The organism is Archangium lipolyticum, assembly GCF_024623785.1.
In the GTDB taxonomy this organism is placed as follows: Bacteria; Myxococcota; Myxococcia; order Myxococcales; family Myxococcaceae; genus Archangium; species Archangium lipolyticum.
On the sequence record NZ_JANKBZ010000002.1, the window covers coordinates 752,142 to 772,654 of the forward strand.

A 20,513-nucleotide genomic window follows, 5' to 3' on the forward strand; every position below is an offset into this window, starting at 1 on the left:
TTTTCTGGCCCTGGACGCATCGCCTGGCAGAGAACTGGCGCTCTCCGCGACCCTGAACAAATGTGGTGCTGTACGACCTCTTCCTGACTACCTTCCAGCCATGTCCTTTACCCATCTGCACCTGCACTCCCTGTACTCGCTCCTCGATGGGGCGATCCGGATGAAGGACCTCATCAAGACGGTGAAGGAGAAGGGGATGACGAGCGTGGCCGTGACGGATCACGGCAACATGTTCGCCACCATCGACTTCTACAAGAAGGCCAAGGACGCGGGCATCAAGCCGATCATCGGCATGGAGACCTACGTCGCCGGTCCCAAGGGCCGCAAGGACCGCTCGGAGAAGGTGGGCCACCACCTCATCCTGCTGGCCAAGAACAAGGAGGGGTACGACAACCTCAAGTACCTCTCGTCCATGGCCTACCGCGAGGGCTTCTACTACCACCCGCGCATCGACAAGGAGCTGCTCAAGGACCACAGCAAGGGTCTGTTCGCGCTCACCGCGTGCCTGGGTGGTGAAGTGACGGGCGCGGCCTTCCGCGGGGACATGGACCACGCCCGCAGGGCGGCGCTCGAGTACAAGGGCATCTTCGAGCCCGAGCACTTCTTCCTCGAGGTGCAATCCAACGGGATGCCCGAGCAGGAGAAGGCCAACGAGAACCTCAAGCAGCTCAGCCGGGACCTGGCCATCCCCCTGTGCGCCACCGCGGACGCGCACTACATCAAGAAAGAGGACGCGCGCGCGCACGAGCTCCTCATGTGCATCGCCAGCGGCAAGACGCTCGCCGATGGCAAGCGCATGAAGCACTCCACGGACAAGCTCTACGTCACCAGTCCCCAGGAGATGCTGGAGTACTTCAAGGACACCCCCGAGGCCGTCCACAACACCCAGCGCATCGTCGAGCAGATCAACCTGGAGCTGAAGCTGGGCAAGCCCATGCTGCCCACCTTCAAGGTGCCCGACAGCCACTCGCCGGACAGCTACATGGCGGAGCTGGCGCGCGCCAACCTCGAGGAGCGCTTCAAGGAGATCGACCTGGCGCGCTACCGCGCAGGCAAGCCGCCCGTGGACCGCGAGCCCTACAAGGCCCGCCTGGAGCTGGAGATCGGCGTCATCCAGAAGATGGGGTTCAGCGGCTACTTCCTCATCGTCCAGGACTTCATCAACTGGGCCAAGCAGCACGGGATTCCGGTGGGGCCGGGCCGTGGCTCGGGCGCGGGTTCCCTCGTGGCCTACTGCCTGCGCATCACCGACCTGGATCCGCTCCCGTACAACCTGCTCTTCGAGCGCTTCCTCAACCCCGAGCGCGTGTCGATGCCGGACTTCGATATCGACTTCTGCCAGGACCGGCGCGACGAGGTCATCAAGTACGTGGGCCGCAAGTACGGCGAGAACAACGTCGGGCAGATCATCACGTTCGGCTCGCTCAAGGCCAAGAGCGTGCTGCGCGACGTGTGCCGCGTGTTCGCGCTGCCCTTCAGCGAGGGTGACCGCATCGCCAAGCTGGTGCCCGAGGTGCTCGGCATCACCCTCAAGGACGCCATCGAGCAGGAGCCGCGTCTCAAGGAGATGATGGAGAAGCCCACCGCCATCGGGCAGGTGGAGGGCAAGGACGTCACCACCAAGGACGTGCTGGAGATCGCCCTCGCGCTGGAAGGCCTGCACCGTCAGCCCGGCATGCACGCGGCCGGCGTCGTCATCGCCGACAAGCCGCTGTGGGAGTTCGTGCCCACCTACCAGCCTCCGGGCGAGGACACCCTCATCACCCAGTTCGCCAAGGACGAGGTGGAGGCCGCCGGCCTGGTGAAGTTCGACTTCCTCGGCCTCAAGACGCTCACCGTCATCCAGAACGCGCTCAACCTCATCAACCGCAACCCGCCCAATGGCAAGCCCATCCTGCGCGAGGACATCCCGCTGGAGGGTGACGCGGATGTCTGGAAGCTGATGGCCGAGGGCGACACGGCCGGCGTCTTCCAGATGGAGTCCAGCGGCTTCACCGAAATGGTGATGAAGCTCAAGCCGTCCTGCTTCGAAGACGTGGTCGCCGCCGGCGCGCTCTACCGCCCGGGTCCGCTCGACTCGGGCATGGTGGACGTCTTCATCAACCGCAAGCACGGCCGCGAGCCGGTGACGTACCCGCACCCGGCGCTGGAGCCCGTTCTCAAGGACACCTACGGCGTCATCGTCTACCAGGAACAGGTGATGCAGATCTCCCAGGTGCTGGGAGGCTACACCCTGGGCCGTGCGGACCTGTTGCGCCGCGCGATGGGCAAGAAGAAGGCCGAGGTCATGCAGGCCGAGCGGGCCGGCTTCCTCGAGGGGTGCAAGAACAACAACGTCGACCTGAAGGTGGCCGGCGAGATCTTCGACCTCATGGAGAAGTTCGCCGAGTACGGCTTCAACAAGAGCCACTCGGCGGCCTACGGCCTCGTCACCATCCACACGGCCTGGCTCAAGGCGCACTACCGCGTGGAGTTCATGGCGGCCCTTCTCACGAGCGAGAAGGAAAACACCGACAAGGTGGTGCTGCACATCGGCGAGGCGCGCCAGTCGGGCGTGCAGGTGCTGCCGCCGGACGTGAACCAGTCGGACATGGCCTTCGGCGCGGTGGAGGGGAAGATCCGCTTCGGCCTGGGCGCCATCAAGGGCGTGGGCGAGGGCGCCATCGAGTCCATCGTCGAGGCGCGCAAGGAGGGGCCCTTCAAGAGCCTGTTCGACTTCTGCGAGCGCGTGGACTCGCGCAAGGTGAACCGCAAGGTGCTGGAAGCGCTGGTGAAGGCGGGCGCCTTCGACTTCGAGAACCGCCCGCGGCGGCAGCTCTTCGAGAGCATCGAGCGCGCGATGAGCCGCGGCTCCAGCAGCCAGAAGGACAAGGCCGCGGGGCAGAGCTCGCTCTTCGGCATGCTGGGTGGCGGGTCGTCGGGCGGCGGCGCGATGAAGGACGACTACGTCCAGGTGGAGGAGTGGTCGGAGAAGGAGCGCCTGGCGCTGGAGAAGGAGGCCATCGGCTTCTACGTGTCGGGCCACCCGCTGCACCAGTACGACAAGGAGCTCAAGCGCTACGCGCGGCCCATCACCGCGGTGCAGCGTGCTCGCAAGGACGAGAAGCTCACCATCGCCGGCATCGTGGCGGCCCTGCGCGAGCGGCCCACGAAGACGGGCAAGCGCATGGCGTGGGTGACGCTGGAGGACCTGTCGGGCTCCATCGAGCTGGTGTGCTTCCCGGGCAAGGACGGCACGCGCAACGTGATGGGCAAGGACGGCAAGTGGACGAAGGCGGGGCCCAAGCCCGGCTTCGAGCACTGGGAGCCGTTGCTCAAGAGCGATGACCCCATCCTCGTGACGGGCACGGTGCAGATCAACCAGCGTGACGAGGACACGCCGGTGGCGGAGCTCATCGTCGAGGACATCCAGAGCCTCAAGGCCGTGCGAGAGAAGCGCACCAAGCGGCTGGAGCTGCGGCTGCCGGTGGATCTGGCCACGGACGATCGGCTGGCGAAGCTGGCGGAGATCGCCAAACAGTACGCGGGGGCCACGCCGGTGGCCGTCAGCCTGCTGTTCTCCAACGAGGCCGAGGCGCTCATCGGCAACACCGCGCTCAAGGTGCAGGTGAGCGACGAGCTCATCCAATCCGTGGAGCGGCTCTTCGGCATGAAGGTGGTCGAGTTCGGCTGAGCGCGCGGGCGTGGACGCTGCCCGGGCGTTCTGCTCAAGTGGCCCTTCCTCGCGAGGGAGGGCCCTGAATGACGGCCACATACCAGTCTCTTCGTATCGAGCAGGCGGATGGCATCGCCGAGGTGGTCCTCACCGGCCCCGGCAAGGGCAACGCGCTCGGGCCGGACTTCTGGCGTGAGATGCCGGAGGTGCTCCGGACGCTCGACGCGGATGATTCGGTGCGCGTCATCCTCCTGCGGGGCGAGGGCGCCCACTTCACCTACGGCCTGGACCTGATGGCGATGATGGAGTCGCTCGGGCCGCTGCTGGTGGGAGAGGGCAACCTCGCGCTCGAGCGCACCCGGCTCCTCCAGCTCATCGAGAAGATGCAGGCCGCCACCGAGGGGCTCGCCCGCTGCCGCAAGCCGGTGCTGGCCGCGGTGCACGGCTGGTGCATCGGCGGAGGCATCGACCTCATCGCCGCGTGCGATTTCCGCTACTGCTCGCGGGAGGCGAAGTTCTCCCTGCGCGAGGTGCGCGTGGGCATCACCGCGGACCTCGGTGCGCTCCAGCGGTTGCCGCGCATCATCGGCGAGGGGAACACGCGCGAGCTCGCCTATACCGGTGGCGACATCGACGCGGACCGTGCCCTCCAGATGGGACTGGTGAACCAGGTCTTCGCCACCCCCGAGGAGCTGCTGGCCGCGGCACGCGCCACCGCGCGGAAGATCGCCGAGAATCCGCCCCTGGTCGTCCAGGGCGCCAAGCAGGTGATGGAGTATTGCGCGGACAAGTCCGTGGCGGACGGTCTGCGCTACGTGGCGGTGTGGAACTCCGCCTTCCTTCAGTCGCATGACCTCGCCGAGGCCTTCGCTGCATACGCCGAGCGGCGGCCTCCGCGCTTCCAGGGGAGATGAATCACATGGCTCAGGGTGTTTTCCGGGACGGGTTGCTGGCGGGCAAGGTGGCGTTCGTCACCGGCGGTAGCAGCGGTATCAATCTCGGCATCGCCGAGGCGTTCGTGAAGGCGGGCGCCAAGGTCGTCATCAACGGCCGCAACGTGGAGAAGCTGGAGGCGGCCGTGAAGGGTCTCCAGGCCCATGGCACCGCCATGGGCGTGCCCGCGGACGTCCGCAACTACGAGGCCGTGGAGAAGTCCTTCCAGGCGGCCCATGACGCGTACGGGGAGATCGACATCCTCGTGTGCGGCGCGGCGGGCAACTTCCCCGCTCCGGCGCTGGGCATGTCCTCCAACGGCTTCAAGTCGGTGCTGGAGATCGACGTGCTGGGCACCTTCAACGCGTGCCGCGCCGCCTACGAGCACCTGCGCAAGCCGGGCGCCTCCGTCATCAACATCTCCGCGCCCCAGGCCTACCTCCCCATGGCCATGCAGGCCCATGTCTGCGCCGCCAAGGCCGGCGTGGACATGATCACCCGCACCCTCGCCATCGAGTGGGGTGGGGCGGGTGTGCGCATCAACTCCATCACCCCCGGCCCCATCGACGACACCGAGGGCATGCGCCGGCTCGCCCCTGGCGACGACGCCCGCGAGAAGCTCACCAAGGCCCTGCCCCTGGCCCGCTTCGGCACCAAGCAGGATATCTCGCAACTCGCGCTTTTCCTGGCGTCGGATGCGGCCTCGTACATCACCGGCTCCATCATGGTTTGCGACGGCGGCCAGTCCCTGCTCGGCTCCGGCCTCATGCTCCAGGCCATGGGGATGTGAAGCAGGCGGGCGTGTAACAATTCCGTCTTCTGGCACTGAGTTTTTCCAGGGAGGGAGTGTCTGATAGAAAGCACTCTGTCCTTGCCCTCTCGTTAGCGGGTGAGGGCCTGCCCTCTCTGCCTGGAGACGTTCATGATGCATGGACCCCCCACGCTCGCGCGACTGGTCGCGTGGAGCGTGCTGTTGCTCGGCCTGTCCGTAGGATGCGGCTCGGGTTGTGGTGACCCGGTCGTCAATCCTCCGTCCGCACGTGAGCAGCCGGATCCGGATCGCTCGACGGTGGAGGTGGACAAGGCCGTGGGCTTGCGCGCCAACGGTCAGGACGCCGCCAGCATCACGGTGACGGTGCGCAAGGCGGATGGAACGCCGCTGGCGGGCCGCACGGTGAAGGTGTCGGTCTCCGGCGAGGGCAACGCGGTGACGCAGCCCGAGACCACCGACGCACAGGGTGTGACCACCGTGAAGGTGACGTCCACCGTGGTCGGGACGAAGACGGTGACGGCGTCCGTGGAGGCGGAGGGGGGCCCGGTGACGCTGTCGGCGCGGCCCACCCTGGACTTCGTCGTCCTGTCGGCCTCGAAGCTGGCCTTCATCTCGGCGCCTCCTTCCGGTACGGCTGGAGCGGAGCTCGGGGTGTTCGACGTGGCCATCCAGAACGCGGATGGCGAGACGATGACGGAGGCCACGAACACCGTCACGGTGGCGATCGGCTCCGGCCCGGCGGGTGCCAGCCTGAAGGGGACGGTGTCGGCGCAGGCGGTGAAGGGCGTGGCGCGCTTCTCCGGGCTGGTGCTCGAGAAGGCCGCGCGGGGCTACACCCTGACGGCGAGCGCCGAGGGGCTGACGGGCGCGACGAGCCCGGCCTTCGACGTGGCGCCCGCCGCGCTGGCCTCTCTGAAGCTGTCCCCGGTGGTGTCGCCCGTGACGTCCGGCAGCCCGCTGAGCCTCGAGGTCTCCGCGGTCGACGTCTTCGGCAACGCGGTGACGGGCTACACCGGCACCGTGCACTTCTCCTCCGATGACGGCGCCGACGTGCTGCCCTCGGACTACACCTTCACCGCGGCCGACGCGGGCCGGCACGTCTTCACCAACGGCATCGTCCTGAAGAGGGCGGGTGGCGCCCGGAAGGTGACGGTGGCGGACAAGGACAACGCGGCCCTCACGATTTCGCTCGAGCTGGACGTGGTGGCCGGTCCCCCCGCGAAGCTCGTCTTCACCAGTCAGCCGCCCAACAGCCCGGTGCGCACGGCCTTCAGCGTGGCGGTGGTGCTGCTGGACGCCGCCGGCAACCGGACGGCCGCGGGTACACCCCTGGTGTCGCTCGCCCTCGACAAGGGCGGGACGCTGGCGGGCGCCGCCTCGGTGGCACCGGTGGACGGCGTGGCTTCCTTCCAGAACCTCTCCACCGCCGATGACGCCGCGGGTTATGTGCTGACCGCTTCCGCGCCCGGGCTCGTCTCCGCGCTCAGCAACCCCTTCACCATCACGGACAACGTGAAGCCCACCCAGCCGGAGTTGTTCCGGACGGCCCTCACCGCCACCTCCGCCACCATCTCCTGGACGGCGCCGGGTGATGATGGGTCGTTCGGAAGGGCCACCCGCTACGACTTCAGCTACTCCACCAACCCGGACCTCTCGGGTGCCCAGACGGTGTCCATGGCGGCTCCCAAGCCGTCCGGTAGCAACGAGACGGTGTCGCTCACGAACCTCACCCCCGGGCTCAGGTACTACGTGGCCCTGACGGTGACGGACAACGCGAACAACTCCGTCGTCTCCACGCTCGATTTCACCACGCCGTTCACCACGGCCTCCAAGCTCGTCTTCACCACGCAGCCGCAGAGCGGGACGGCCGGCGTGAAGCTGGCCTCCTTCCAGGTGGCCATCCAGGACGCGAATGGCGTGACCGTTGGCAACGAGACCTCGCTGGTGACGCTGAAGGTGAATGGGGCCACGGGCCTCGGGACGCTCAGCATGAACGCCGTCAATGGCGTGGCCACGTTCGACTCCGTGCGGATCGAGAAGGCCGGCAAGGGCTACACCCTGGAGGCCTCCGTCGCCTCGGGCAGCATCACCCCCGCCACCAGTACGCCCTTCGACATCGCCCACGCCCCTGCCTCCCGTCTGGAGATCTCCGGCCCGGGCACGACGGTCGCCTCCTCCGCGATCAGCGTGACGGTGAAGGTGTTCGACGCCTATGACAACCCCGCGGAGGGATACGCCGGTTCGGTGGCGCTCTCCTCCAATGACACCGCCGCGGAGCTGCCGGCGGCCTGGCCCTTCACTGCCGCCGACAAGGGGCAGCACACCTTCGATGGCGTGGTCCTGAAGACCGCGGGCTCGCGCACCGTCACGGCTTCCGCGTCGGGTCTGACGGCCGCCACGTTGGACGTGGAGGTGTCCGAGCCGCCCCTGGGCAAGCTGGTGCTCACGGGTCTGCCGCCCACGATGAAGGCCGGCGACTCGGTGGAGATCACGGTCGAGAAGCTCGACGGCTCCGACCAGCGTGAGACCGGCTACACCGGCACGGTGCTCTTCACCTCCACCGACGCGAAGGCGCCGCCCCTGGGCGAGTACACCTTCACGGCCGCCGACCAGGGCCTCAAGAAGTTCACCGTGCAGATGCTCACCGTGGGCACGCAGACCCTCCGGGTGGAGGACAAGGCCACTCCGGCCCTCTTCGCCACGGCCGACACCTCGGTGACGTGGAACACGGTGGCGAAGCTCGTGCTGGATGCTCCGGGCTCCGTGAAGGCCGGCGACCCGCTGCGTGCGACGGTCACCGCGTTCGATGCCCACGACAACATCGTGAAGGACTACTCCGGGACGGTGCACTTCTCCGCGGACCCGGCGGATAGGGTCACGGTGCCGGCCGACTACGCCTTCCTCCCCGAGGACAATGGCAGCCGCGCGTTCGACTTCACGCTGGAGAAGGCCGTTGCCACCAAGTTGACCGTGACGGACGCGGCTCGGAGTCTGAGTGCCTCCGACACGGTGGAGACGGTCACTCCGGCCGACGCCCTGACGCTCGCGCTGGCGGCGCCCACGGGCCCGTTCACCGCGGGTACCTCGTTCACCGTCGACGTGACGCTGAAGGACTCCTTCGGCAACGTGGCCACCGGCTACAGGGGCACCATCGGCTTCTCCGCTTCGACGGATCCGAAGGCCGTCCTGCCCGGCGACTACACGTTCGTCGCCGCGGACAACGGCCACCAGTCCTTCCAGGTGACGCTGAAGACCGCGGGCAATCAGCCGCTGGCCGTGAAGGATCTGTCCAGCGGCTCGCTGAGCGATGGGAAGTCGATCAGCATCAACCCCGACGTGCCCAAGCTGCTCGCGTTCCGCGACCAGCCTCAGAGCGCCAGGGTGCGCACGTCGCTGGGCTCGGTGACCGTGGGCATCACCGACGAGTTCGGAAACCTCGTCGACGTCGCGACGCCCGCCATTACGCTGGCCCTGTCCGGCGGTAACGTGTCGGCCGTGCTGGGCGGCGTGCTGACCGTCGCTCCGCAGCACGGCATCGCCAACTTCCCGGATCTCACCGTGGATCAGCAGGGCACGGGCTTCCAGATCAGGGCCATGGGGACGCCACTCAGCGACGCCACCAGTGCCGCGTTCAACATTACGGACGATGCCGCACCGAGCGTCGCGCCGCTCACCGTGGTGAGCAGGACGAGCACCCAGGTGAAGCTGAGCTGGCTGCCCGTGGGTGATGACGGAGCCGCCGGCACCGCCACCAGCTACGACCTGCGCTACTCGACGAGCGCGATCACCGCGGAGTCGTTCGAGTCCCTGACCGACCAGGTGCTCACGGGTGCCCCCCAGGCCCCGGGGAGCCCGGATCCGGAGACGGCCACCGTCACCGGCTTGAGCCCCTCGACCACCTACTACTTCGCCCTGAAGGTCTGGGACGACGCGGGCAACAGCTCGTTCTTCGTCACCTCGGCGATGACGTCCAACGCGAGCCCGTGCGTCCCCGACTGCGCGGCGCCCTCGTCCACCTGCGGCGCGGATGGTGTCTCGCTGACCACGACCACGGAGACCTGCGTGGTCGTGGACAACAACCCTACCTGCCAGCAGTCGCAGACGACCACCACGTGCCCCGGCCCCAGCGGCGTCTGCTTCAAGGACGCGTGCGACACGGCCGCCGCTCCCGCGGCGGATCAGCTGAGCATCTCCGAGGTGATGCACAACCCCAACACGGGCACCACCCAGTACATCGAGGTGTCCAACAACACCTCGAACCTGCTCGACCTCAATGGCCTGCTGGTGGAGTACGTCAACGGCGAATCGACCACCTCCTACACGGTGGGTGGTGGCGGCTCCGTTCCGGTGGTGATCGACGGCAAGGGGACGTTCGTCCTGGCGCAGGACGCGGACACCGCCTCCAACGGTGGGGTCTCCGCCAACGCCGCCTACGGCAACGCCATCTCCCTCAGCGGCTCGGGGGTCATCCGGCTCAGCCACGGCGCCACCACGGTGGAGGACTTCACGTACTCGGCGGACTTCCCGCAGACCCGTGGCAAGGCGATGAGCCTCTCGTCGGTCGTGATGGGCACCAAGGCCCATGCCCAGTCCTGGTACTGGTGTGACGCGGAGACGCAGCTGGCGGGCGGAGACTACGGCACGCCCAACGCGCCCAACTCCACCTGCGGAGTGGCCGCCACCGCGCCGGTGGACTACTGCGTCATCCAGAGCCCGAAGACGTTCCCGTCCGTGGATGGCAACTACCCGGCCACCGTGGAGCCGGGCTCCTCGTGGACCATCTACAGCCAGTTCTACGAGCCGGGCGTGACCGACCGGAACACGTTCGGGAACGACTTCTACCCGTTCGTGTCCGCCGAGCTGGGTTACGGCACGGACTCCACCAACCCGGCGGCCTGGACGTGGTCTCCCGTGTTCTTCAACGGCGGCTACTACAGCACCACCAGCAACGACAACGACGAGATGATGGGGACGCTGACCCTTCCCTCCGCCCCGGGCACGTACAAGTACGGCTTCCGCTACCGGCTCCAGGATCCGGCCACGGGTGACTACTCGGACTACGTGTACTGCGACCAGAGCGGGGCCGTGACTCCGCCCGCGGGTAGCTACGGCAGCGTGACGGTGGTGGGTTCTGTTCCGCCGCCTCCCGTGCTGACCAACCACGTGGTCATCAGCGAGTTCTCCGGGGGTACTGGTTCCGGCACCAGCTCGACCGATGAGTTCATCGAGCTGTACAACCCGACCGACAGCCCCGTGGATCTCAATGGGTGGACGGTGCAGTACAAGTCGGCCGCTGGCTCGAACTACACCGGCACGGTCACGATCAACTCGACCACCGCCCCCGGTGGTACCATCATCCAGCCCAGGAAGTACTTCCTGCTCGGGGGTGCCAACTACACCGGCGCGAAGGACGCTTCCTACAACTTCGATACGTCTGCTTCGACCACAGGTGGCGGTAACATCCGCATCGGGCCTGGATTGGTTACGACCAATCTCAATGATCCGAACACGGTGGACAAGCTGGGGTATGGCACCGGGAACCATCCCGAGGGCTCCACTGCTCCGTCCCACCCGGCTGTTGGCGGTAGCCTCGAGCGTAAGGCGTACTCCTCCTCCACCTCCGAGACCATGGCGGTGGGGGGTGTTGATGCCAACCACGGCAACGGTACCGACACCGACAACAACGCGAATGACTTCGTGCAGCGCGCGGTCCGTCAGCCGCAGAACTCCTCGAGTCCCGCCGAGTTGCCGTAGTCGTTCACCTCGCTAATGTTCGAGAGGCCGCTCCGGGTGACCGGGGCGGCCTCTTTCTTTCGGACGGCATCTCGTCCATGGTGTGAGCTCGGCTGCTGGGTGGGCAGTCGGCCGGTCAGGGTTGACCGGGTGCGCTGCCCGAAGGGACAGGTGCCCTTCGTCTCCCGGGCAGACATCTTCCTGGGAGACACCTGCGGTAGGAGGAGCCAGGCGCCGTGAGCGCGATCATCTCCTTTGACGATTCGCTCTGGCCGTTGCTCGTCATCCGCCTCACCGGCTCGCTGACGGACGCGGAGTTCGAGGCATTCCTCGCCCGATCGCTCAGCTACGCACAGCGGGGGGAGCGGCACGTCGTCGTCTCGGACCTGAGCCAGGTGGGCCTCTTCACGGCCCATCAGCGTCAGCTGCAGGCGGAGTGGACACGCCAGCACGAGGCCCTCCTGCGTGAGCAGGTGATCGGCAATGCCACCATCGTGACCTCGGCACCCGTGCGCCTGGTGCTCAGCCTCATCTTCCACCTCAAGGCCATGCCCATGCCGCACGTCATCGTCCCGGACATGGGCTCGGCCCTGAGGTACGTGACCCAGAAGTTGGAGGAGGGCGGACTCGGCGCGGACGCCGAGCGCATCCGGCATCACTTCGGCCTGTCCGGCATCCACGTCGGCTGAGTCCCCGGCCTCCGGGCCGCCCATCACCGGAGGGGCAGGGCGCCCGTGGCCCCGGCGGGCCACGGGCACTCCTTCAGCCCGGGCTCACGGGCCCACGGGCGTCTGCTTCACCTGCCAGATCTCCTCGGCGTACTGCTTGATGGTGCGATCCGAGGAGAAGATGCCCGCCTGTGCCACGTTGAAGATGGCCTTGCGCGTCCATGCGTCCTGGTCCTTGTAGGTGCGCGCCACCTCTTCCTGCTTCGCGGCATACGCGGCGAAGTCCGCCAGCACGAGGTAACGGTCCTCCTCCAGCAGGCTGTCCACCAGGGGCTTGAAGAGGTTCTTGTCCTCCGGCGAGAAGAAGCCCGAGGCGATGAGATCCAACGCCTCGCGCAGCTCGACGTTGCGCTCGTACTCGTCACGCGGCCGGTAGCCGGCGCGCTTGCGGGCGATGACCTCGTCCGCCGTGAGGCCGAAGAGGAAGAAGTTGTCGTCGCCCACCACCTGGCGGATTTCGACGTTCGCGCCGTCCAGCGTGCCCAGCGTGAGCGCGCCGTTCATCATGAACTTCATGTTGCCCGTGCCGGACGCCTCCATGCCCGCGGTGGAGATCTGCTCGGACACGTCCGTGGCCGGGATGATGCGCTCGGCGAGGCTCACCCGGTAGTTGGGCACGAACAGCACCTGCAGGCCCGTGGTGCCCGCGTCGCTGTTGACCACCTCGCTGATGCCGTTGACCAGCCGGATGATGAGCTTGGCCAGGTGGTAGCCCGGGGCCGCCTTCGCGCCGAAGAGGAACACGCGCGGGGCGATGATGGTGCTGGGGTCGCGCCGCGCCTTCATCCACAGCGACACGATGTGCAGCGCGTTGAGCAGCTGGCGCTTGTACTCGTGCAGGCGCTTGATCTGCACGTCGAAGATGGCGTTCGGGTCCAGGTTCACCCAGCACGTGTCCCGCAGGTAGCGCGACAGGTCTTCCTTGTTCTGCTTCTTCACCTCGGCGAAGGCCTTGCGGAACACCGGATCCTCCGCGTGGGGCGCCAGCTTCTGGAGCTGATCCAGGTCCGACACCCAGCCGTCACCGATGCGGCTGGTGATGAGCTTGGAGAGCCGCGGGTTGCTCCACAGCAGCCAGCGCCGCGGCGTCACCCCGTTGGTCTTGTTGTTGAAGCGCTCGGGGTACATCTCCGCGAAGTCCGGCAGCACGTCGCGCCGCAGCAGGTTGGTGTGCAGCTCCGCCACGCCGTTGACGCTGTGGCTGCCCACCACCGCCAGGTGCGCCATGCGGATCTTCTTCTCCGGGCCCTCCTCCACCAGGCTCATCCGCCGCATCCGGTCGTTGTCGAACGGGTAGCGGATCTGCACCTGCCGCAGGAAGCGGTGGTTGACCTCGTAGATGATCTCCAGGTGGCGGGGCAGCAGCCGCTCGAAGAGCGTGGCGGGCCACTTCTCCATGGCCTCGGCCAGCAGCGTGTGGTTGGTGTAGCCGAACGTGGCCTGCGTCACCCCCCACGCCTCGTCCCACTGCAGGCGCTTCTCGTCCACCAGCACGCGCATCAGCTCGGCCACGGCGATGGCCGGGTGGGTGTCGTTGAGCTGGATGGCGACCTTCTTGGGGAAGTCGTTGAAGTCCGTGTGGTTCTTCAGGTAGCGCCGGACGATGTCCGCGATGGAGCACGCCACGAAGAAGTACTGCTGCTTGAGGCGCAGCTCCTTGCCGGCCTGGAAGGCGTCGTTGGGGTAGAGGACCTTGGAGATGACCTCCGAGTCGTTCTTCTCCACCACCGAGCGCTCGTAGTCACCGGCGTTGAAGAGGAGCAGGTCGAACTCCTCGCTGGCGCGAGCCTGCCACAGCCGCAGGGTGTTGACGGTGTTGTTGCCGTAGCCTGCGATGGGCGTGTCGTAGGGCACGCCGATGACCGTCTTGCCGCCCACCCAGCGCGCCACGGGCCGGCCGTCGGCGCCCTGGTGGTGCTCCACGCGCCCGAAGAAGCGCACCGGCACCGCCTTCTCGGGGCGGACGATCTCCCAGGGGTTGCCGAACTTCAGCCACTCGTCGGCGCGCTCCACCTGGTAGCCGTCGACGATGTCCTGGGTGAAGATGCCGAACTCGTAGCGGATGCCGTACCCCATGCCGGGGTAGCCGAGCGTGGCCAGCGAGTCGAGGAAGCACGCCGCCAGGCGTCCCAGGCCGCCGTTGCCCAGGCCCGCGTCCGGCTCCATCTCGATGAGCGAGGGCAGGTCTACTCCCACCTCGCGCAGGGCCTGCTCGGCCGCGTCGTACATGCCGATGTTGATGAGGTTGTTGCCCAGCGCGCGTCCCAGCAGGTACTCGGCGGACAGGTAATAGGCGCGCTTCACGTCCTGCGCGTTGTAGGTGCGCGCCGTGCGGACCCACCGGTCGGCGAGGCGATCGCGTACGGCCAGCGCCAGCGCCATGAAGCGGTCGTGGGCAGTGGCCGTCTCCGGGTTCTTTCCGCGCGAGAAGCGGACGTGCTCGAGGAAGCCTCGGCGGACATTGCGCGGGTCGAGCCCGGTGCGGCTGGGCTCACGTCCCGTGTCGTGCGTGTCGGTCGCGGAGGTGTTCGGCAGGTCGGCGACGGGTGCGAGGTTCGACATTCGTGGAGCTCTTCGGGGATGTTCAGGTTGCGAGATGCGCACGGTGCTCACTGTTGAACCGTACGCGGGGTAGGCCAGGGTACCTGTCTCTCGCCCCGGTCGCACCGAAAGAAAAAATGAGTGCTTCCAGAGGGGGCAGGCTGTCCCACCCCGGGTCCGCGCCCGCATGCCATGGAGGCGGGCATCCACCCTCCCGGATGTGGGGGGGCGGAGGTACAGAGACTTGGCCGATCCGGCGAAGAGTCTGGTAGTAAGCACGAGAATCCAGACCCGCCCCCGGCCTGGAATCCGGAAGGTTTTTTCATGCCTAGCGACAAGAACGACCTCGCTCAGCGGATCGCCATCTGCAAGCCCGAGGACACCGTGCGCGGCTTCATCTTCAAGTCCGTGTATGGACTGGTGGAGCAGCGGACGGGCAGCGCGGGCGTGGAACGGCTGCTGCAGCAGCTCCGGGTCCTCAAGATGCCGGTGGACTTCTTCTCGTACCCGGTGGCGGACTTCCTTCGGCTCATCTACACGGCCGCGGACGTGCTGGAGTCGCAGTACCCCTCGGTGGAGGATGCGATCCGGGCCTGTGGCGCCTCCACCGCGACGGGCTTCTTCAAGTCCTACGTGGGCAACACGCTGGTGAAGCTCATCGGGATGAATGATCCCAAGCGGCTCTTCACTTCAGTGCAGACCGTGTATTCCACGCTGGTGAGCTACGGGAGCCGCTCGTACGAGGACCTGGGGCCCAACCGCTTCCGGCTCGACTACAAGGGGGACATGCAGCCCATCTACTTCCACGAGGGCACGCTCACCGAGGCCGTGCGCGTCATGCGCGGCAACGGCAAGGTGACGGGGACGGTCATCGCGATCAACCACGCGCAGTACCTCGTCGAGTACGACTGAGGACCGTCCCGCTCCCGCTCAGCCCTTCTTGCGTCCGGCCCAGAAGATGTTGGTGCCGGAGGGCGCGTCGACGACCGTCTCCACCGTCTCGAGGCCACGGCTGGCCGGCCCCTCGCACAGGGACTGGAACTGCTCCCGGGTGCGGTGGATGACGTACCAGTCGCAGACGTACTCCATGAAGGAGCGCCAGGGGTTCTCCTGGTGCAGGTTCGTCAGCAGCAGCAGGCCGCCAGGCGCCAGCAGGGACGTCATGGTGTCCAGGAAGCGGGCGATGACGTTGTCCTTGAGGTAGTCGAGGATGCCCGCGGCGATGACGACGTCCATGGGGCCCTCGGGGTTGCGCAGCTGCTCCGGCGCGTCCCGGTGGCGCAGCAGCTGGTAGGTGGAGAGCTGGACGAAGTTCAGCTGCGGCATGGGCACGTCGTTGCGTGGCAGGCGCGAGAGCTTGTCGAACTGGCGGCGGCAGTAGTCGAGCGGCGTCGGATCGAAGTCGCAGAGGGTGAAGCTGCCCGTGCCGCCCAGGGCGGTGTAGTCGCGCAGCGTGTGCTCGGGCCCGCAGGCGAAGGACAGCACCCGCAGGGGCCGTCCCAGCCTCTGCTCCTGGCCTCGCAGCTGGCCGAGCAGCCAGGGCACGCGCGCCCGGTGCGCCCGGCCCGGCCCGCAGTTGAGCGAGTAGTGCGTCAGGATGCGCGCCAGCGTCGAGACGCCGCGATCCTCGCTCTCGAAGATCATCTCCACCGTGACGTAGTCCCCGGGGTAGCCCAGGGGCTTGTCCACCGCGCGCCGCACGAAGGGGCTCTGCAGGAAGAAGGGCTGCACGGCCGAGCGGTGGTGCTCCAGCGCCCGCTCCCGCTCCTCCTCCGTCAGCTGGCTGTCCAGCGTGGTGAGCCGCGCGAAGAGGCCGTCCAGCCAGCTGGAGACCTCCGGCAGGCGCTTCTTCAGCAGCGCCACCTGCTCCAACTGCATCTGGTGGCGCTGCTCGGGATCTCTCGGGAAGCGGGCCAGGCGCTCCGGCAAGCCCTGCTGCAACTCTTCACTGAGCCGGGCGAGTCCCCGGTGGAGCTCCTCGGCTGTCTGGATGAACTCTGCGATCGCGGACATTCTGTCTGGGGGGGTGGGGGGAATGACGGCAATAACCGTCCATCCTATCAGGCAGGTCGGTCCTCGCCGAGGGGCCCGAGGGGACGATGCATATCCCGGTCAGAGCCGAAAAATCCTATCCACCCAACATCCCAGGTCAGGAAGACAAACCGGGAAGAGGCTACTTCCTGGCGTCCGCCGAGGCCACGGAGACGGCGTCCAGCTGCTGCGCCATGGGGGCGATCTTCGCGCGGAAGTCCGGCAGCAGGCTCTTGGGCAGCGGCTCGGTGCGAGGGAAGTTCTGATTGAGCGGGTTGACGTAGGCCCCGTTGCGCTTGAGGGCGTAGTGCAGGTGGGGGCCCGTGCTCCGGCCCGTGTTGCCCGACAGGGCGATGACCTGCTTCTGGCTCACTCGCGCCCCCGCGCGCACGCCCGCGCCGAACTTGGACAGGTGCAGGTAGCACGTCTCGAAGCCGTTGGTGTGCCGCAGGCAGACCGTGTTTCCGCCCGCTCCCGTGTTGTGCGCCACGGTGACGGTGCCGTCCGCCACCGCCCACACCGGCGTGCCCACGCTCGCCGCGTAGTCCACCCCGTTGTGCGCCTTCACGTACTGCAGCACCGGGTGGAACCGGCTGCCGAACCGGCTCGTCACGTGCGCGTACTTCAGCGGGCTCTTCAGGAACGCCTTGCGCGCGCTCGCCCCGTCCTCCTGGAAGTAGCTCGCCTTCCCGTCCGGCAGCTCGTAGCGGAACACCCGCTTGTGGCCCACCGACTCGCCCTCGTACGTCGCCGCCAGCACCTCTCCGTACCGGAGGATGCGGCCCTTGGAGACGAACTTCTCCACCAGCGCCCTCGCCTTGTCCCCCTTGCGCACGTCCCGGTAGAAGTCGATGTCCCAGGCGAACACGTCCGCCAGCACCATGCCGATCAGCGGATCCTCCCCCGCCGCCAGCGCCGCCTCGTAGAGCGAGTTGTTGATCTCCAGCGAGACCAACCCCACCTGCTTCTCCACCTCGATGGTGCGCTTGCTCCCGACGAACTTGTCCCCGTCCCGCCTCACCTGCCACTCGTCCACCGAGCTCTGCCGGTAGTCGAAGAAGTCCAGCTCGCCACCCTTCATCACCAGCCGGAACTGGTCTCCCACCCGCGACTTGCGGAAGTCGAACACGCCCTCCAGCGCGGAGATCACCGCCCCGGCCTGCTCGGTCGGCAGCCCTGCCTCCTGCAGCGCCGCCGCCAGCGGCTGGTTCGGCTCGATACGGCGGTTCTTGACGGTGTACTGCGTGGTCGAGGCTTCGGCGAAGGGCGCGGCGAACAGCACACCCAGGCACAGGACGGTGGCGGCGAGTCTCATGGGGCCCGCGCAGTGTAGTGGAGCTACAGGCCTGTGCCTAACTTCCGACAGAAGATTTCCACATGGCGGCGAGGGCTCGGCTGCCCGGCTGCTCTACGGGCCCCGACGACCCTCACCCCAGCCCTCTCCCAGAGGGAGAGGGGGCATACACGGGTCCGGCCTGGTTAGAGGTCGATCTTCTTTTCCGTGTGGTTCTGACCGTCGAAGCGCAGCAGTACGCCCTTGTTGTCGTACTTCGTGATGATGCACGTCGGCCGCCGCCACAGCGATTGCAGGTTGCGCAGTGTCTCTCGCGCGTAGTCGCCCTTCAGATCCTGCCCGTCGTGCTTGTGCGCCAGCAGCAGCTCCCCACGGTTCTCGTGGTTGCCGTCCACCACCTCGATGATCGGCTGCCCGAAGTTCGTCAGCCCCTGCAACAGCTTGTTCTTCACCTTCCGGAACTCACGGTCCAGGATCTCCCACGAGTTGCGCTTCTCGTTGAAGCCGTACACGAACAGCTTCTGCTCGATCGCGAACTCCGGCGTCAGGAACGTGTCGATGAAGGTGATGTCGTTGTAGTGCTTGCGCACCTCGAAGATCTTCTCCCGGCCCACTCCCAGCTTCTTGTCCCACGAGCGCCGCGCCCTCAGGTCATCGCACTCGTCCCATTCCTTGCCGAACCGGCCCTTGTTCCAGCGCTCCTCGATGTCCCTCCACAGCTCGATGCCCAGCTTGTAGGGATTGAGCGCTCCGGGTCTCGTCCCCATCGTCCCCGAGTGCCGGTCCGCGTAGTCGATGACCTCGTCATCCTTCAGCGCCCGCCGCGTCATGATCGTCGAGTGCCAGTAGCTGGCCCACCCCTCGTTCATGATCTTCGTCTGGCCCTGCGGCGCGAAGTAGTAGGCCTCGTCCCGGATGATGGACAGCACGTCCGATTCCCACGGCTCCAGCGGCGCGTGCTCCAGCAGGAAGAGCAGCACGTCCCGCTGCGGGCGCTCCGGGAACTTCTTCGCCTTGAGCTTCTCGTCCTCCACCTTCTTGCGCTGGCTGTCCAGGAACTCGGCCGGGTTGATGAAGCCGCGCATGTACTCGCGGTTCACCTTGAAGCCCTCCACCCGCTCGTTGGACTTCATCTCGTCCTCGGCCCGTTTCGGGTCCGGGTTGCGGCGGATGTGCGGCGCGTGCTGGTCGATGAGGTTCTCCAGCGACAGCGTCCGGTCGATGAAGTCCTCCACCTTCTCCACGCCAATCTTGTCGATCCACCGGCGCACGCGCGTGGCGTGGTTCGCCATGTCGTCGATCATCCGGCGGTTGGTGTGCCGGAAGGAGAAGTTGTTCTTGAAGAAGTCGCAGTGGCCGTACACGTGCGCCATCACGAGCTTCTGATCCACGTCCGAGTTGCTCTCCAGCAGGTACGCGTAGCAGGGGTCGTTGTTGATGACGAGCTCGTAGATCTTGCTGAGCCCGTACTCGTATCCCTTGGACAGCTGCTCGTACTCCATTCCCCAGCGCCAGTGCGGATAGCGCGTGGGGAAGCCTCCATAGGAGGCCACCATGTTGAGCTCGTCGTAGCTGACGACCTCGAAGATGGTCTCGAAGAAGTCGAGACCGAACTGGCGGGCGTAGCCCTCGATCTCCTCCTTCAGCTTGCTCAACGGCGGGGTGAGGCTCTTGGGCATCGCGAGCTCCGGCGGCCGCGTCAGCGGCCCTTACCGAGGAAATCCTTGATGGAGGCGTAGATGGCGTCCTTGTCCGCGATCTCGCTCAGGGCGACGTTGTTGGAGTCTCCGATGGCCTCGCGCAGATCCTTGATGAACTGGCCGCTGCCATAGGGGCTCTCCACCTGACCGTAGGCGAACTGGTTCACGCTGGGGAGGATGTCCTCGCGCAGCATCTCGATGCACTGCCGCGTGTCGTCCGCGCTCCAATTGTCCCCGTCCGAGAAGTGGAACGGATAGATGTTCCACGCGCTCTTCGGGTAGTCCGCCTTGATGATGTCCCGGCACAGCTTGTAGGCACTGGAGATCATCGTGCCGCCGGACTCGCGGGTGTGGAAGAACGTGTCCCGGTCCACCTCGCGCGCCACCGCGTCGTGGATGATGTAGCGCGCCTCCAGTCCCTTGTACTGGTGGCGCAGCCACGTATCGAGCCAGAAGCTCTCGATGCGGACGATCTCCTTCTGCTCGTCTCCCATCGAGCCCGACACGTCCATCATGTAGATGATGACCGCGTTCGTCTCCGGCAGCTCCTGCAGCTTGTAGCTGCGGTAGCGCCGGTCCTCCCGCGTGGGGACGATGATGGGCCGCGCCGGGTCATACGTCCCCATCGCGATCTGCCGCTTCAGCGCCTGTTTGTAGGTGCGCTTGAAGTGGCGCAACGACTCGGGGCCCGTGGTGTTGACCCCGGTGTACTTGATCTTCTGCGTGACGATCTTCTCGTTGTGCCGGCGCTCGATGTGGGGGAGCTGCAGCTCCTCCCCCAGGATCTGCGCCAGCTCATCGAGCGTGACGTCGACCTCCAGGGAGTGGTCACCCTCTCCCTGGCCGGCCTGGTGCCCGTCCCCGGGCTGCACCGCGCCCGGGGAGAGCTGCTGACCCACCTCACCGTCCCCTTGACCGACGCCCCCCTGCTCCTTGTGGCCGTACTTGAAGTGGGGGATGTCGATGAAGGGGATGGGGATGGCGATGGTGTCCTTCCCCTTCTTTCCGATCATCTCCCCCTTCTGCACGTACTTGCGCAGGTTGGATTTGATCTTCCCGCGGACGATCTGTTTGAAGCGCGAGTGGTCCTGGTGGATCCGCAGTGACACGACTACCCCCTTCTTGG

Annotated in this window: 11 protein-coding genes; 6 read left to right on the forward strand and 5 right to left on the reverse strand. The window is 66.8% G+C overall.

Features of this window, described 5'->3' with window-relative positions:
* Positions 1 to 100: 100 nt before the first annotated feature.
* The 5 genes from dnaE (at position 101) to NR810_RS06815 (ending at position 11,782) form a co-directional block, all read left to right on the forward strand.
* The gene (gene dnaE / locus NR810_RS06795) at positions 101 to 3,673 is read left to right on the forward strand and encodes a DNA polymerase III subunit alpha (protein WP_257449149.1); all 3,573 of its coding nucleotides are present in this window, start codon (positions 101 to 103) and stop codon (positions 3,671 to 3,673) included.
* A gap of 68 nt (positions 3,674 to 3,741) precedes the next feature.
* Entirely contained in the window at positions 3,742 to 4,569 is an 828-nt protein-coding gene (locus tag NR810_RS06800) for a crotonase/enoyl-CoA hydratase family protein (RefSeq protein WP_257449150.1), read from the forward strand.
* A 5-nt stretch (positions 4,570 to 4,574) separates the two neighbouring features.
* Positions 4,575 to 5,378, forward strand: a complete 804-nt coding sequence (locus NR810_RS06805) for an SDR family oxidoreductase (protein ID WP_257449152.1) — start codon at positions 4,575 to 4,577, stop codon at positions 5,376 to 5,378.
* Between the two features lie 132 nt (positions 5,379 to 5,510).
* Complete coding sequence (locus NR810_RS06810) at positions 5,511 to 11,114, forward strand: lamin tail domain-containing protein (protein ID WP_257449162.1); 5,604 nt, start codon at positions 5,511 to 5,513, stop codon at positions 11,112 to 11,114.
* Between the two features lie 215 nt (positions 11,115 to 11,329).
* Positions 11,330 to 11,782 (forward strand): hypothetical protein, encoded by a 453-nt coding sequence (locus NR810_RS06815; protein WP_257449164.1) that lies wholly within the window; start codon positions 11,330 to 11,332, stop codon positions 11,780 to 11,782.
* 84 nt (positions 11,783 to 11,866) lie between these two features.
* On the opposite strand, the gene NR810_RS06820 is transcribed toward NR810_RS06815, so the two are convergent.
* Positions 11,867 to 14,383, reverse strand: coding sequence for a glycogen/starch/alpha-glucan phosphorylase (locus NR810_RS06820; protein WP_257449165.1), 2,517 nt, complete (start codon positions 14,381 to 14,383; stop codon positions 11,867 to 11,869).
* 303 nt (positions 14,384 to 14,686) lie between these two features.
* On the opposite strand from NR810_RS06820, the gene NR810_RS06825 reads away from it, so the two are divergent.
* Entirely contained in the window at positions 14,687 to 15,274 is a 588-nt protein-coding gene (locus NR810_RS06825) for a DUF2378 family protein (protein WP_257449166.1), read from the forward strand.
* Between the two features lie 18 nt (positions 15,275 to 15,292).
* Here NR810_RS06825 and NR810_RS06830 read toward each other — a convergent pair whose 3' ends face one another.
* From NR810_RS06830 to NR810_RS06845, 4 genes are all read right to left on the reverse strand, one after another.
* Entirely contained in the window at positions 15,293 to 16,375 is a 1,083-nt protein-coding gene (locus tag NR810_RS06830; RefSeq protein ID WP_257449168.1) for a class I SAM-dependent methyltransferase, read from the reverse strand.
* Between the two features lie 160 nt (positions 16,376 to 16,535).
* The gene (locus NR810_RS06835) at positions 16,536 to 17,708 is read right to left on the reverse strand and encodes a peptidoglycan DD-metalloendopeptidase family protein (RefSeq protein WP_257449170.1); all 1,173 of its coding nucleotides are present in this window, start codon (positions 17,706 to 17,708) and stop codon (positions 16,536 to 16,538) included.
* Positions 17,709 to 17,872: 164 nt separating this feature from the next.
* On the reverse strand, positions 17,873 to 19,366 hold the full coding sequence (locus tag NR810_RS06840) for a SpoVR family protein (RefSeq protein ID WP_257449173.1): 1,494 nt from the start codon (positions 19,364 to 19,366) through the stop codon (positions 17,873 to 17,875).
* A gap of 20 nt (positions 19,367 to 19,386) precedes the next feature.
* Complete coding sequence (locus NR810_RS06845; RefSeq protein WP_204225908.1) at positions 19,387 to 20,496, reverse strand: DUF444 family protein; 1,110 nt, start codon at positions 20,494 to 20,496, stop codon at positions 19,387 to 19,389.
* Between the last annotated feature and the right edge of the window lie 17 nt (positions 20,497 to 20,513).

Bases quoted from the DNA above. Each gene is read 5' to 3' on its own strand.
- NR810_RS06830 (WP_257449168.1), bottom strand. From the start codon at position 16,375: ATGTCCGCGATCGCAGAGTTCATCCAGACAGCCGAGGAGCTCCACCGG.
- dnaE (WP_257449149.1), top strand. From the start codon at position 101: ATGTCCTTTACCCATCTGCACCTGCACTCCCTGTACTCGCTCCTCGAT.
- NR810_RS06820 (WP_257449165.1), bottom strand. From the start codon at position 14,383: ATGTCGAACCTCGCACCCGTCGCCGACCTGCCGAACACCTCCGCGACC.
- NR810_RS06805 (WP_257449152.1), top strand. From the start codon at position 4,575: ATGGCTCAGGGTGTTTTCCGGGACGGGTTGCTGGCGGGCAAGGTGGCG.
- NR810_RS06825 (WP_257449166.1), top strand. From the start codon at position 14,687: ATGCCTAGCGACAAGAACGACCTCGCTCAGCGGATCGCCATCTGCAAG.
- NR810_RS06810 (WP_257449162.1), top strand. From the start codon at position 5,511: ATGATGCATGGACCCCCCACGCTCGCGCGACTGGTCGCGTGGAGCGTG.
- NR810_RS06835 (WP_257449170.1), bottom strand. From the start codon at position 17,708: ATGAGACTCGCCGCCACCGTCCTGTGCCTGGGTGTGCTGTTCGCCGCG.
- NR810_RS06800 (WP_257449150.1), top strand. From the start codon at position 3,742: ATGACGGCCACATACCAGTCTCTTCGTATCGAGCAGGCGGATGGCATC.
- NR810_RS06840 (WP_257449173.1), bottom strand. From the start codon at position 19,366: ATGCCCAAGAGCCTCACCCCGCCGTTGAGCAAGCTGAAGGAGGAGATC.